Source organism: Sphaerotilus sp. (assembly GCF_034519685.1).
Lineage (GTDB): Bacteria > Pseudomonadota > Gammaproteobacteria > Burkholderiales > Burkholderiaceae_C > Sphaerotilus.
Genome location: NZ_JAXHOF010000007.1, coordinates 215591 through 228620 on the forward strand (window position 1 = coordinate 215591; position 13030 = coordinate 228620).

The 13030-nt window shown below is 70.6% G+C and carries 10 protein-coding genes; 8 read left to right on the forward strand and 2 right to left on the reverse strand.

Annotation, left to right across the window (positions count from 1 at the left end):
- The first annotated feature begins 24 nt into the window (after window positions 1-24).
- The 4 genes from U5O44_RS22890 to U5O44_RS22905 all read left to right on the forward strand — a co-directional run bounded on the left by U5O44_RS22890 (window position 25) and on the right by U5O44_RS22905 (window position 5918).
- A complete protein-coding gene (locus tag U5O44_RS22890; protein ID WP_322590741.1) occupies window positions 25-1638 on the forward strand; it encodes a phosphoethanolamine transferase in 1614 nt (537 codons plus the stop codon).
- Window positions 1635-2306, forward strand: coding sequence for a phosphatase PAP2 family protein (locus tag U5O44_RS22895; protein ID WP_322590742.1), 672 nt, complete (start codon window positions 1635-1637; stop codon window positions 2304-2306). Before U5O44_RS22890 ends, U5O44_RS22895 begins: the two co-directional genes overlap by 4 nt.
- A gap of 595 nt (window positions 2307-2901) precedes the next feature.
- Complete coding sequence (locus tag U5O44_RS22900; protein ID WP_322590743.1) at window positions 2902-4386, forward strand: DUF2868 domain-containing protein; 1485 nt, start codon at window positions 2902-2904, stop codon at window positions 4384-4386.
- Window positions 4383-5918, forward strand: coding sequence for a GTPase domain-containing protein (locus U5O44_RS22905; protein WP_322590744.1), 1536 nt, complete (start codon window positions 4383-4385; stop codon window positions 5916-5918). Before U5O44_RS22900 ends, U5O44_RS22905 begins: the two co-directional genes overlap by 4 nt.
- 16 nt (window positions 5919-5934) lie before the next feature.
- On the opposite strand, the gene U5O44_RS22910 is transcribed toward U5O44_RS22905, so the two are convergent.
- A complete protein-coding gene (locus tag U5O44_RS22910) occupies window positions 5935-7020 on the reverse strand; it encodes a glycosyltransferase (protein ID WP_322590745.1) in 1086 nt (361 codons plus the stop codon).
- A gap of 29 nt (window positions 7021-7049) precedes the next feature.
- A complete protein-coding gene (locus U5O44_RS22915; RefSeq protein ID WP_322590746.1) occupies window positions 7050-7724 on the reverse strand; it encodes a sugar transferase in 675 nt (224 codons plus the stop codon).
- 388 nt (window positions 7725-8112) lie between these two features.
- On the opposite strand from U5O44_RS22915, the gene epsF reads away from it, so the two are divergent.
- From epsF to U5O44_RS22935, 4 genes are read left to right on the forward strand one after another with little or no spacing between them, the layout of a single operon-like run.
- Window positions 8113-9570: a chain length determinant protein EpsF gene (gene epsF / locus U5O44_RS22920; RefSeq protein ID WP_322590747.1), complete on the forward strand. Its 1458-nt coding sequence runs from the start codon at window positions 8113-8115 to the stop codon at window positions 9568-9570.
- 2 nt (window positions 9571-9572) lie between these two features.
- A complete protein-coding gene (locus tag U5O44_RS22925; protein ID WP_322590748.1) occupies window positions 9573-10475 on the forward strand; it encodes a polysaccharide biosynthesis tyrosine autokinase in 903 nt (300 codons plus the stop codon).
- 9 nt (window positions 10476-10484) lie between these two features.
- Window positions 10485-11729: an oligosaccharide flippase family protein gene (locus U5O44_RS22930; RefSeq protein ID WP_322590749.1), complete on the forward strand. Its 1245-nt coding sequence runs from the start codon at window positions 10485-10487 to the stop codon at window positions 11727-11729.
- Window positions 11726-13030, forward strand: a complete 1305-nt coding sequence (locus U5O44_RS22935; protein ID WP_322590750.1) for an O-antigen polymerase — start codon at window positions 11726-11728, stop codon at window positions 13028-13030. The genes U5O44_RS22930 and U5O44_RS22935 overlap by 4 nt, the downstream gene beginning before the upstream one ends.

The following is a 13030-nucleotide window of genomic DNA, read 5'->3' on the forward strand; positions in this document are numbered from 1 at the left end:
CGATTCCGACACCGCCTTGCGCCCATGCCCCGTGAAGGGGTGCTGCTGGCGGTGAGCCTGCTGTGGGCCTTGACCTGCCACCAGCCCTTCTTCACGGCCGCTCTGCAGGGGCGCGACTGGGGTGCGCCCGATACCTGGGGATTCGCGGCGGCACTGTTCACGGGGCTGCTGGCGCTGAACTTCATCGTGCTGGGGCTGCTGTGCCACGGGCGGCTGTTCAAGCCCATGCTGGCGCTGCTGCTGGTGGTGGCGGCCGGGGCGACCCATTTCATGCAGGCCTTCGGGGTCTACCTCGATCCGTCGATGCTGCGCAATGCATTGCGCACCGATGTGGGTGAGGCCCGCGAGCTGCTGAGCCTCGGGTTTGCCGGGCAGCTGCTGCTGCAGGCGGTGCTGCCGATCGCGCTGCTGTGGGGCCTGCGCCTGCGCGAGCGCAGTCTCGGGCGGGCATTCGGGCTGCGGCTGCTGTGGGTGGTCGGCGGGATGCTGGTGCTGGTGGGCACGCTGCTGGCGGTGTTCCAGCCCTTTGCCTCGCTGATGCGCAACCACAAGGAAATCCGCTACCTGGTCACGCCGACCAATGTGCTCTGGTCGGTGGGCAGCGTGGTGGCGCAGGATCTGAAAGGCGCCGCCAAGCCGCGCCAGCCGATCGGCCTGGACGCCCAGCCAGGGCCGCAGATGCAGGCGCGCACGCGGCCGACGGTGCTGGTCGTCGTGGTCGGCGAGACGGCGCGGGCGGCGAACTGGGGCCTGAGCGGCTATGCACGCCAGACGACGCCCGAACTCGCGAAGATCCCCACGCTGGTCAACTTCCGCCAGGTGACGAGCTGCGGCACGAACACCGAGGTGTCGGTGCCGTGCATGTTCGCCCCGGTCGGTCGGCGCGATTACGACGAGGCGACGATCCGGGGGAGCGAGTCGCTGCTGCATGTGCTGCACCGCGCGGGCGTGGGCGTGCTGTGGCGTGACAACCAGTCCGGCTGCAAGGGCGTGTGCGAAGGGCTGCCGAGCGAGGACGTGCTGCAGCAGAACCCGCCCGGCCTGTGCGCCGACGGGCGTTGTCTGGATGAGGGGCTGCTGCACGGCCTGGATGAGCGGCTGGCGCAGGCCAAGGGCACGCAGGTGCTGGTGCTGCACCAGCTCGGCAACCACGGCCCGTCCTATTTCCGCCGCTACCCGGACGCCTTCGCGAAGTTCCAGCCCGCCTGCATGAAGGACGACCTGCGCCAGTGCACCCAGGCCGAGATCGTCAATGCCTACGACAACGCGCTGCTGTACACCGACCATGTGCTGGCGCGGCTGATCGGGCAGCTGCAGGCGCGGGCGGCGACGGTGGACAGTGCGGTGCTGTACGTCTCTGACCACGGCGAGTCGCTGGGCGAGTCCAATCTCTTCCTGCACGGGCTGCCCTACGCCATCGCGCCGGACGTGCAGAAGCAGGTGCCGATGGTGATGTGGTTCTCCACAGGCCTGACGCAGTCCGCGCGCCTGGACACCGAATGCCTGCGCCGCCGCGCCGCGCAGCCGGCGGCACACGACCACCTGTTCCACACCGTGCTCGGTCTGGCCGATGTGCGCACCGCGCTCTACGCGCCGGAGTGGGATCTGCTGCGTGGCTGTCGCCAGCCGGCGCCATGAACTCCTGGCGCCGCGATCTGGCCTGGCTGGCAGCGGGCCTGCTGCTGCTGGTCGGCTGGGATCTGACGGGTGCGGATCTGGCGGTGGCGCGCTGGTTCGGCTCTCCGAGCGGCTTTGCGCTGCGCACGGTCTGGTGGACCAGCGGCTTGCTGCACGGCGGTGGGCGCTGGCTGGCGTGGGCCATGCTGCTGGTGCTGGTGGTGGGCGTCTGGCGGCCCCTGCCGGTGTTCAACCCGCTGACGCGGCGTGAGCGGACCGGCTGGGTGCTGGTGACGCTGGCGGCGGTGCTGCTGGTGCCGGCGATCAAGCGGGTGAGCCTGACGAGCTGCCCATGGGATCTGGCCGAGTTCGGGGGGCTGGCGCAGTACGTTTCGCACTGGCGCTGGGGTGTGGGCGATGGCGGACCGGGGCACTGTTTCCCGTCCGGCCATGCGGCGGGGGCGTTTGCGTTCCTGAGCGGGTACTTCGTGCTGCGGCCCGGGCATCCCGGACTGGCCCGCCGCTGGCTGGTCGGGGTGCTGCTGCTGGGCAGCGTGTTCGGTCTGGCGCAACTGGTGCGCGGCGCGCACTTTCCGAGCCACACATTCTGGACGGCGTGGTTCTGCTGGGTGATCTGCTGGGCAGGACAGGGACTCTGGCGGGCCACTGCGCCCGACTTACCGCGGTAAGCCGCTCGGTCGTCCCGTCTGCCGGGGGGTAAGGCTCCACCGCTGCGCCCGCCGGGGCAGGGGAGGGCGGCTTCCGGATGTGAGCGCATGCTTTGCGCGGATGGCCCGTCATGGAGGGTTCCCTGTCGGGCATGGCCCCGGTTCCGAGGCGTTTCCGCTGGGGGCGGACGTGGCGAAGCCGGCGTCTCCTTGCGGAGGCACCGGCTGCGGTCGGTCGCGGCAGTGGGCGTGGCCGGGGGATCGACCCCGGGCGGCTCCCGGCCGCGGAGACGCCGCAACGGCCGCTGACACTGGCGCGCGCGGCTGGGCTGCGGGGTGCTGGCCGTGGTGCCGGTGACCGTGTGGTCGATGGCCCGCGCCCGGGCCCGCGCTGGTGCCGACGCGAATGCCCACGGCGCACACCCTGGCCGCAGCAGGGCGGCCAGGGGTGTGCACAGCAGCAGGCGGAACAGCAGGGCGATGAACATCGGCGTGGCAGGGGTGGCCCGTCGAGTGTGCCGGCGGCCGGCGGTGGGTGGTGGCCGGATGAAGCGGTGCTGAACAGCCCATCCTGTCGGATCGGAGCGGGCCGGGTTCCCCGCGGTACAGTCTCCCGATGGATGAATCCACCGCCCGACAAGTGCTGCTGATCCAGGCGTTCGAGACCGCCGGATCCGACCACCCGCTCTGGACCGCCGACGACCGCCGCTGGGCCACCCGCGTCGCGCTCGAAGGCGCCGATCCCGCTGCACGGGCCGACCGTTTCATCGCCGTCCGGGCCGATGCTGCGGTCCGCCGGCTCGCGCCCCGCGCAGCGCCCGTGGCCCACTGGCTGGCGCACCGGCTCTGGCACCGCCGCTGGGCCGTGGCTGCGCTGCTGCTGGGCGTCGTGCTGGGTTTCGTGGTCGACACGGTCGGGGCTGGCCACCGCGTCAACCTGCTCGGCACCGGGGTCTGGGGGCTGGTGGCGTGGAACCTGCTGGTCTATGTGCTGCTGGTGCTGCCGGTGCCGGATGGCTGGCTGCGCCGTGCGCTGTCCCGCCGGATGCTCGACCTGCGCGGCCTGCTGCGCGGCGCGCGCCAGGAACCGGTGTTCGAGCGTGTGGCGCAGACCTGGGCCGCTGCGAGTGCACCGCTGTCGCTGGCGCGGGCAGGGGTGCTGATGCACCTGGGGGCCGCGGGGCTGGCGCTGGGGGTCATCGGCGGGCTGTATCTGCGCGGGATCGGGCTCGACTACCGTGCCGGCTGGGCCAGCACGTTTCTCGATGCCGCCGCGGTGCACCAGGTGCTGGGCGCGCTCTACTGGCCCGCCCAGCAGGCGCTGCACGCGCTGCAGTGGCTGCCCTTCGTGGTGTCTCCCATCGCCTTGCCCGATCTGGCCGGGTTCGAGGCCCTGCGCCTGGTCGGTGGCGAGTCGCCTGCCGCCACCCCGGCCAGCAGCGCCGCTCCCTGGATCCACTTGCAGTCCCTCACGCTGGCGATGCTCGTGGTCGTGCCGCGGCTGGCGCTGGCGGCACTGGGCGGGCTGCGGGCGCTGTGGTGGTCGAAGCGTTTTCCGCTGCGGCTCGAAGGTGAGGCCTATTTCGACGACCTGCTGCGCCAGCAGCGCCGCGAGCAGGCGCGTGTCACGCTGCTGCCCTATGCGCAGGACGCCGCCTCGCCCGCCGAGCACGAGGCACTGCGCCAGTGGCTGCAGCCGCTGCTGGGCGAGACGCTGCAGTGGCAGGTGATGCCGGTGCGGCCCTACGGCAGCGAGGACGAGGTGGCGCTGCAGCAGTCGCTGGTGGGCCGGCCGACGCTGTTGCTGGCGCGCTTCGACCTGTCGGCGACCCCCGAATCCGAGGTCCACGGCCGCTGGCTGCGGGCGCTGCAGACCGCCACGCGCCAGGCCGGCGCGCCCAAGGGGGTGCTGGTGCTGGAAGAGGGCAGTTTCGTGCAGCGCTTCGGGCAGAGCGCGCCGGAGCGTGTGGCGCAGCGCAGGGCGGCCTGGCAGGCACTGGGGGGCGAGGTGGGCATGGCGGTGCTCTCGGTGCATGCGGGTGTGCCGGTGGAGCCGTCTGCGGCGGCGCTGCGGCGTCAGCTCGACGGAGCCGCCGCATGAGCCGCCGCGACAACACCCTCGCGCTGAGCCTGGTCTCGCACACCAACATCGGCAAGACCACGCTGGCGCGCACCCTGCTCGGCCGCGACATCGGCACCGTGCGCGATGCCACCCACGTCACCGACTTCGCCGACGAACACCGCATGGTCGAGACCCCGCAGGGCGAAACCCTGACGCTGTGGGACACCCCCGGCTTCGGCGACAGCGTGCGGCTGGCCAAGCGCATGAAACAGTCCGGCAACCCGGTCGGCTGGCTGCTGACCGAGGTCTGGGACCGCTGGCGCGACCGGGCGTTCTGGGCCAGCCAGATGGCGCTGCGCAATGTGCGCGACGAGGCGGACGTGGTGCTCTACCTCGTCAGTGCTGCGGAGTCGCCCGAGGCGGCGGGCTATGTGGCCCCCGAGATGGAGCTGCTGGCGTGGACGGGGCTGCCGGTGATCGTGCTGCTCAACCAGCTCGGCGCACCAGGACAGCCCGCGCAGGAGGCCGCCGAGATCGAGCGCTGGCGCACCCACCTCGCCGCGCAGAAACATGTGCGTGCCGTGCTGCCGCTGGACGCCTTCGCGCGCTGCTGGGTGCAGGAGCTGACCTTGCTGCAGGCCATCGAAGCCGCCCTGCCGCCTGAGCGCCAGCCGCTGATGGGCCGGCTGCGCGGCGTCTGGCAGGCGCAGCGGCTGGCCACCTTCGATGCCGCGATGCGCACGCTGGCCGACAGCCTGGCCCGCATCGCCCATGCCCGCGAGACGGTGCAGGAGGCCGGCTCGCTGCGTTCGGCGCTGCGGCAGGTGGGCAGTGCGCTGGGCCTGCGCCGCGACGAGGCCGATCCGCGCCAGCTGGCGCAGGAGGCGCTGCTGGCGCGGCTGGACAGCGAAGTGCGCAGCAGCACCAGCGATCTGCTGCACCTGCACGCGCTGGAGGGCCAGGCGGTGGCGGAGGACATCCTCGCCCGTGTCGGCAGCCAGTTCGACCGGCGCGAGCGGGTGGGAACGGGGGCCGCCGCGGTGGTGGGGGGCATGGTGTCGGGCGCGCTCACGGGGCTGGGGGCGGATCTGGCCACGGGCGGGTTGACGCTTGGTGGCGGGCTGATCGCCGGTGGTGTGCTGGGTGCGCTGGGTGCGCTGGGACTGGCGCATGGCGTCAATCTGGTGCGCGGGCTGGACGAGTCCTGGCTGGGCTGGCGTCCCGAGGCGCTGGATGCGGCGGTGGAGGCGGCGCTGCTGCGTTATCTGGCGGTGGCGCATTTCGGGCGCGGGCGCGGCCAGTGGGCGCAGACGGAGGCGCCGGCACAGTGGCGTGCGGTGGTGGCCGAGGCGCTGCTGTCGCAGCAGCCCGCACTGGCGGCGCTGTGGGCCGCACGGGCTGATGCCGCCACAGCCGACGAGGCCGCCACTGCGCGGGCCTTGCACGCCGTGCTGCTGCGCAGTGGTCGGCAGGTGCTGGCCGCGCTGTATCCCCAGGCCCCCGTGCCCGAGGCCGCGGACAGCATGTCGGTGCGGAGCGTGTCCGTGGCCGTGGCCGTGGCCGTTTCCTGAGCGGGGACTCAGGCGGCTAGGCTGCCGCCGGCTCGACCAGCGCGGCGGCGCTGCGTGGCACGGACACCGGCGGCAGCCCGTGGGCCAGCAGCATCGACGCCCGGAAGCGGTGGTGCCCGTGGCGGTGGCGTGCGCGGGTGCGGGCCGCATCGCCCAGGGTGTGACGCAGCGGTGCGGCTTCGACCAGCCGCGCGATGGCCGCGATCAGGTCGTTGTTGCGGTTGCACAGGTAGCCCGACAGCGCATGCACGATCAGCGCCCGGTAGGCCGGCACCTGGCGCCCCAGGCACGGCACACCGGACGCCATCGCCTCGGCCATGCCGCGTGCGTCCAGGCCGGTGGCATCCGGCGCCACGTAGACCCAGGCCCGGCGCAGGGCCTGCGCGCGGTCGGTGGCGTCCGCGCCGCGCAGCAGCGTGATCTGGGCCGCCTGCAGCATCTGCTGGACCGCGGGTGTCGCCTCGCCGATCCAGCCGAAGGTGAGCGCCGGGCGCAGGCCTGTCAGCATCACCGCGAGCTGCACGAAGGCCTGGGCGTAGACGAGGTCGCCGGGCTGGCCGGTGGTGACGATCAGCGGGGTCTCGGCTTCCGCGCGGGGGGTGTGGAAATAGACCGGGTCGATCGGCGCCGACAGACCCGTCGGCAGTCCGCGCCCCGTCGCGTCGAGCGCTTCGACCCGGTCGCGCTGCACCAGGAAGGCCGAACGGTCGAGCCCGCGCACGAGGCGGGCGGCCAGGGTCTCGTTGTCGAGGTGGAAGAACAGCGGGGCCTGCACGGACGAGCCGCGCAGCACATGGCGACCGAGCAGTCCGGCCGGCAGCCCGTGCAGATGGACCGCCAGTGCGGCTTCGCCCGTCAGCTCTTCGCGCAGGGCATTGGCCGCCAGCCGGATCGCGGGCAGGCCGGTCCGGGCCGTGCCGTCCTCGTGCAGCTGCACGCCGACCGGCAGCATCAGCCGCGCCTGCGGTGCGTCCCGCACGTCCATGAGCACGAGGCTCTGTGCCATGCCCGCGTCGGCCAGCGCCAGCATGGTGGGCCACAGCGTCTGTCCTCGGCCACCGGGCTGCAGGCGGCTGACGAGGTGGAGAACACGGCTGGTCATGGGCGGAATCACTTTCGGGGTTGCGGAGATCAGCGTGCGCCGCTGCCCAGCAGCACCACACGCAAGGTGTGGACGAGGATGCTCAGGCGCATGCGCACACTGTGCTTTTCGACAAAAACGCGGTCGAGTTCAACCCGTTCCTCGTAGGTGGTGTCGTTGCGGCCGCTGACCTGCCACAGCCCGGTCATGCCCGGGCGCACGCTCAGGTAGTGCCAGCGCACCTGGCCGTAGCGCGGCAGCTCCGCCAGCGTGATCGGCCGCGGCCCCACCAGACTCATCTCGCCGCGCAGCACGTTGAAGAGCTGCGGCAGCTCGTCCAGGCTGGTGCGGCGCAGGAAGTTGCCGATCGGGGTGATGCGCGGGTCGTTGAGCAGCTTGTGGTCGCGCTCCCATTCGGCACGTGCGTTGGCGTCTTTTGCGAGCAGATCGCGCAACATGGCTTCAGAGTCAAGGTACATGCTGCGGAACTTCAGGCAGCGGAAGAGCTTGCCGTGCTGACCGATGCGGTAGTGGCCGAACAGGATCGGTGCGCCGTCCTTGCGCCAGATCAGCAGCGCCACGACCAGGAACACGGGGCTGAACAACAGCAGCAGCACGGCCGCCATGGCCTGGTCCAGCCGCAGGTGCAGCCGCTCTGACAGGCGGGAGTGCTTGGGCTGGCGCTCCTGGCGGAAGCGCCGGGCCCCTGCCACGAAAGCGTTCAAGGAGGCCGGATCGGGCACGGATGCGTGTTTCTTTTCCATACAAAATCTTCCCAAAAGTTACGCATCAGGTCCAGGGTGCTGTTCTTTCATGCATTATTCCCGTGTTGCATCGCGACAAGATGAAGAACCATCGAATTGCATGTTTCTTCGTGCATTTGGCTTCATTGAGAGCACATTTCGAACGATAAATGGGTAGGCCCTGAAAAATTTCTCAGTGCCGGTGCGTATTTGTTACTTCGGGTGTCGAGCCCCCTTGCCTTGGTAGGGGCGGCCATGGGTGTTCTCCCGTGCCTGAAGGATGGCTTACCTGGGTGAAGCAGTCCCAAATTCACGTAAAGCGCCGGACATCCGGATCTCGTAAAGTTACAAACCGTAAGCAATAAAATCCATGTCACTCGCCCGATTCCTGTTGACGCTGAAGGCGCGCTGGCGCACTGCCTTGCTGGTGCTGGCCACCGTGATGGGGGTGACTGCGCTGGTCAGCGCACTGCTGCCCAAGCAGTACTCCGCCACCGCGATGGTGCTGGTGGACATCAAGTCGGCCGATCCGCTGGCGGTGTCGGCGCAGGCGCAGCAGTCGGGCCAGGCCGCGGCCTACATGGCGACCCAGGTGGACCTGATCCAGAGCGAGCGGGTGGCCCGTGCCGTGATGGCCGCCACCGGCATGACCCGCGACCCCAATGACGCCAACCGCCAGCTCTGGCGCAGCAAGACCGGGGGCGTCGGTGACTTCGAGGAATGGCTGGCCGCACGCATGAAGAACAAGCTGCAGGTGCGGCCGACCAAGGAGTCCGGCGTGATCTCGATCGGCTACACCGCCTCGGACCGCCAGACCGCCGCGCAGATCGCCAATGCCTATGTGCAGGCCTATGTGGACACCAGCCTGGCCTTGCGCCTGGAGCCGGCCCGCACCAGTTCCACGTTCTTCGACGAGCGCGCGGCCCAGCTGCGCACGGCACTGGAGGCCGCGCAGGCCCGGCTGTCGGAGTTCCAGCGCCAGCACGGACTGCTGACGATCGGCGGGGCGGAGGAGCGGGTCGATGTGGAGACGGCGCGGCTCAACGAGCTGTCGTCGCAGCTGGTGTCGCTGCAGGCGCAGACCGGCGAATCCGGCAGCCGCCAGTCGCAGGCACGCGCCAACCCGGAAAAATCACCCGAGGTCATCAACAACCCGGTCATCAGCGGTCTGTCGGCCGAACTGCTGCGCCAGGAGACGCGCCTGAACGAGATGAGCGCCCGTCTGGGTGACCGCCACCCCTCGATCGTCGAGCAGCGAGCGGCCGTGGCCCAGCTGCGCAGCCAGCTGGCCTCCGAGTCGCGCCGGGTGGCCGCCAGCCTGGGCATCAGCGACACCGTCAACCAGCAGCGCACGGCACAGGTGCGCACCGCGCTGGAGGCGCAGCGCACCAAGGTGCTCGAACTCACCACGCGCCGCGACGAGGCCCGCGTGCTGCAGAAGGACGTGCAGAACGCGCAGGCGGCCTTCGATGCCGTGACCGGCCGCAGCACGCAGAGCGCCACCGACAGCCAGGCGCGCATGAGCAATGTCTCGGTGCTGAAGGCCGCGTCGCCGCCGGCGCTGGCCGCGTCGCCGCAAATGGACGTGAACCTGGGGGTAGCAGCGCTGCTGGGCTCCGTGCTGGCGCTGGTGGTGGTGCTGGTGCAGGAGCAGCGCAACCGCCGTCTGCGCTGCGCCGACGACGTGCCAGAGCTGCTCGACCTGCCGCTGCTGGTGGAGATCCCTGCGCGTCGCGGGGCTGCGGTCTCGGTGGCGGGACTGTCGCTGCCCCTGCTCGGCCGCACTTCGCCCAAGTCGGGCCAATCGACGGGCCGCCTGCCGGCGTGAACATGCACATGAAGCGCGACTTCGAGCTCAGCCGGGTCTCCCCGATCGACGAGGCCCGTTTCACCGTCGAGCCTCAGCATGACTTGAGCCTGGGCGACATCCTGCGCCGGCAATGCCAGCTCGGCGACGCCGAGGTGGCCCGCATCGTGACGCTGCAGGCGGAGCGCGGGCTGCGGTTCGGCGATGCCGCCGTGGCGCTGCGTCTGGTGAAGCCGGACGATGTGGCGCAGGCGCTGGCACGCCAGTTCAACTACGCCTGCACCACCGCGCAAGTCGCCCCGCACCTGGCCGAACTGGCGGCCGCCATCGATCCGCACGGGGACAAGGCGGAGGTCTTCCGCGACCTGCGGGCCCAGATCATGCTGCGGCCGGGCGGGGCCGAGCCGGCCGCGCTGGCCGTTGTCAGCCCGGCGCCGGGCGACGGGCGCACCCACATCGCCGCCAACCTGGCCGTGGTGTTCAGCCAGATGGGCCAGCGCACGGTGCTGGTCGACGCCAATCTGCGCGCCCCGCGCCTGCACACGCTCTTCGATCTGGCTCCGCAGCCCGGCCTGAGCGCGATCCTGGCCGAGCGGCAGGTGTCGGGCGAGCTGGACCGCATCGAGGCGCTGCCGAACCTGCATGTGCTGCAGGTCGGTGCCCCGCCGCCCAACCCGCAGGAGCTGGTGCAGCGCGAGTCGTTTCGCGCCCTGCTGCGCGAGCTGACACGCAAGTTCGACCGCGTCATCGTCGACACCCCGGCCGCGCGCGGCGCCGCCGATGCGCGGGTGATCGCCAGCGCCTGCACCCAGGCGCTGGTCGTCGGCCGCCGCGACCACAGCACGGCGTCGGACCTGCGCGACCTGGTCAGCGCACTGCGGGCGCAGCAGGTCGACCTGGTCGGCGTGGTCATGAACGTGCGCTGATGGGCCGGCATGTCGACTGACCGTGACCGCGCCTCCACCGTGCGCAAGCTGATCGAGCTGGCGATGACCCATGTCGCCACGTTCGCGTTTCCGCTCGTCTTCGCGGTGATCTGCGGACGCACGCTGGGCATCCACGACTACGGCATCGTCTCCTTCTACGCCGCGCTGGCGGCATTTCTTGGCATGGTCATCGAGTTCGGCTTCGACTGGTACGGCATCCGCGAGGTGGCGCGCCACCAGAAGGATGCCGCCAGCGTCCACCGCATCCTGTGGAACATCACGGCGGCCAAGCTGCTGCTGTGCGCGGGCGTGATGGCGGTGGCGGGCGGGGCGCTGTGGCAGCTGCGGGCGCACGCCGAGTGGCCGCTGATGCTGGCCTCCAGCGCCTACCTGGTCGGCTTCGCCTTCGACGCGGGCTGGTATGTGCGGGCGCTGGAGCAGACGCGGCTGCTGCTGTTCATCACCTCGGGTGTGCGGCTGATCGGCATCGCGGTGCTGCTGACGGTGGTGCCGCGGGTGGCGACGATGGAGAGCGCGCTCGGCGTCTACGCGCTGGTGTCGCTGCTGACGAGCGGCGTGACCTGGTTCTTTCTGGCGCGCCACGGGCTGGTGCGGCGGGCGCCCATCGAGGGCCGCTACATCGGCGAGCTGCTGCGCAGCTCCTCGGCGATCGTGTTCGGCAATGTCAATGGCGCCATGCTGACCAATGGCGGCATCGCGCTGCTCGGCCTGCACGCCGACCCAGCCACCGTGGGCGCCGCCAATCTCGCGCTGCGGGTGCGCATGGCGGGGCAGGCGGTGATGCTGCCGGTGCAGCAGCTCGGCTTCGTGCGCATCTCCGGACTGGCGTCGCGCACACCGCTGGCCGCCATGGCGCTGGGCAGCCGGCTGATGCTGGTGACGCTGGCCATCGGCACCCTGGTCAGCGTGGTCTGCATGGCCATGGCGCCGCTCATTTCCCGCTATGTGTTCAAGGCCGAGGTGCCGATCGCCGTGATGCTGATCCTGCTGCTGGCCTTCAGCATCCCGATCCAGGGCATGGCCAGCCTGTTCGGCATGCAGTCGCTGATCGCGCTGGGCCAGGAGCGCCGCTACGCGCTGATCCAGCTCGCCGCGACGCTGGCCTTCTGCGCCTGCCTGTTCCTGGTCGACCGGGGCAGCGCCTATGGCTGGGCGATCATCGGCGCCGAGACGACGGTGATGCTGCTGTCGGCGGCGGTGCTGATCCGGCTGCGCGGGGGGATGCGGGCATGAAGATCCAGACCCCTGTGGCCATGCCCATGCCCTGGTGGTGTTCGCCGGCGGGCATCGCGGTCGGCTTCCTGCTACCGCTGATGGTGCTGATCTCCTATGCGGGCGATCTGCCGCATCCGGCGCTGACGATCCGGGGCGTGGAGGCACTCAATGCCCATTACCTGCAGCTGGGGGCAATGATGATCCTGGCGATTGCGCTGGCCGGCTGGTTCGGTGCGCAGCTGCAGCTCGGGGCACCGCCCGTGGCACGCGACGTGCGCAGCTGGGACCGCGCCGCGCTGGGCATCGGCGGCCTGGCGACCGTCGCGTTCATCATCTGGTTCCGCGATTTCGTGTTCAACCCGGTGCTGCTGTTCCAGACGCTGACCGGCGAGTTCAAGCCCGACCGCAACACCATCGCCCTGACACCGGGCCTGACCTCGCTGGCCAACATGGGGCCGGTGTTCTTCTCTCTCTACGCCTACCGGCTCTTCGATAAGGGTGAGCAGGCACTGCCGCGGGCCATGCACGTGATGTTCGTGGTGCTGGGCCTGTTCACGCTGTTCCGGGTCTATGTCTGGACCGAGCGGCTGGCGCTGATCGAGCTGCTGGTGCCCTTCGGCCTGGCCTTCGGGCGCTGGACCGCGGCCCGCGTCGGCACCGGCTGGGCCTTGGCACGCTCGGTCGGCCCGTACGCGGCGATCCCAATGGTGATCCTGCTCTTCGGCGCCAGCGAGTATTTCCGTTCGTGGTCGTCCGACACCTACCAGGGCAAGATGGACTTCTGGGAATTCGCGATCGGCCGCTTCGCCAGCTACTACTACACCTCGCTGAACAACGGCGCCGGCCTGCTGGCCAACATGCCCTGGCCGACCTGGACCTTCGAGTTCACGCTGGAGTGGCTGCACCGCGCGCCCTTCGGCCTGGGCAAGCCGTTCTCGGATGCGGTCGGCTACACGGGGCCGCAGCTCGACTGGTACCTGGCCACCTACCAGGACGAGGAATTCAACAGCCCCTCCGGCATCTACAGCCCGCTGTCCGACATGGGGATCTACGGCGGCCTGGGCTACATGCTGGCCATCGGGCTGGTCAGCGGGCTGTGCTTCCGGGCCTACCGCGAGGGGCGGCTGGTCGGGGTGCTGTTCTACCCGATCTTCTTCATCACCTTCATGGAGATCTACCGCTACCCCTACCTCGGCGTGCCGCGGGCCTTCACCTGGACGCTGGGCATCGGGCTGGCGCTGCTGCTGGCCTCCACGGTGAAACCACTTCCTGCGCCGCGGCGAACCGCCAGCACCCCTTCCGAACACCCGGCGAGCTGA

What these genes read in the sequence shown, in the direction of transcription:
- U5O44_RS22890 (WP_322590741.1), top strand. Translation starts at nt 25, where the DNA reads ATGCCCCGTGAAGGGGTGCTGCTGGCGGTGAGCCTGCTGTGGGCCTTG.
- U5O44_RS22895 (WP_322590742.1), top strand. Translation starts at nt 1,635, where the DNA reads ATGAACTCCTGGCGCCGCGATCTGGCCTGGCTGGCAGCGGGCCTGCTG.
- U5O44_RS22900 (WP_322590743.1), top strand. Translation starts at nt 2,902, where the DNA reads ATGGATGAATCCACCGCCCGACAAGTGCTGCTGATCCAGGCGTTCGAG.
- U5O44_RS22905 (WP_322590744.1), top strand. Translation starts at nt 4,383, where the DNA reads ATGAGCCGCCGCGACAACACCCTCGCGCTGAGCCTGGTCTCGCACACC.
- U5O44_RS22910 (WP_322590745.1), bottom strand. Translation starts at nt 7,020, where the DNA reads ATGACCAGCCGTGTTCTCCACCTCGTCAGCCGCCTGCAGCCCGGTGGC.
- epsF (WP_322590747.1), top strand. Translation starts at nt 8,113, where the DNA reads ATGTCACTCGCCCGATTCCTGTTGACGCTGAAGGCGCGCTGGCGCACT.
- U5O44_RS22925 (WP_322590748.1), top strand. Translation starts at nt 9,573, where the DNA reads ATGCACATGAAGCGCGACTTCGAGCTCAGCCGGGTCTCCCCGATCGAC.
- U5O44_RS22930 (WP_322590749.1), top strand. Translation starts at nt 10,485, where the DNA reads ATGTCGACTGACCGTGACCGCGCCTCCACCGTGCGCAAGCTGATCGAG.
- U5O44_RS22935 (WP_322590750.1), top strand. Translation starts at nt 11,726, where the DNA reads ATGAAGATCCAGACCCCTGTGGCCATGCCCATGCCCTGGTGGTGTTCG.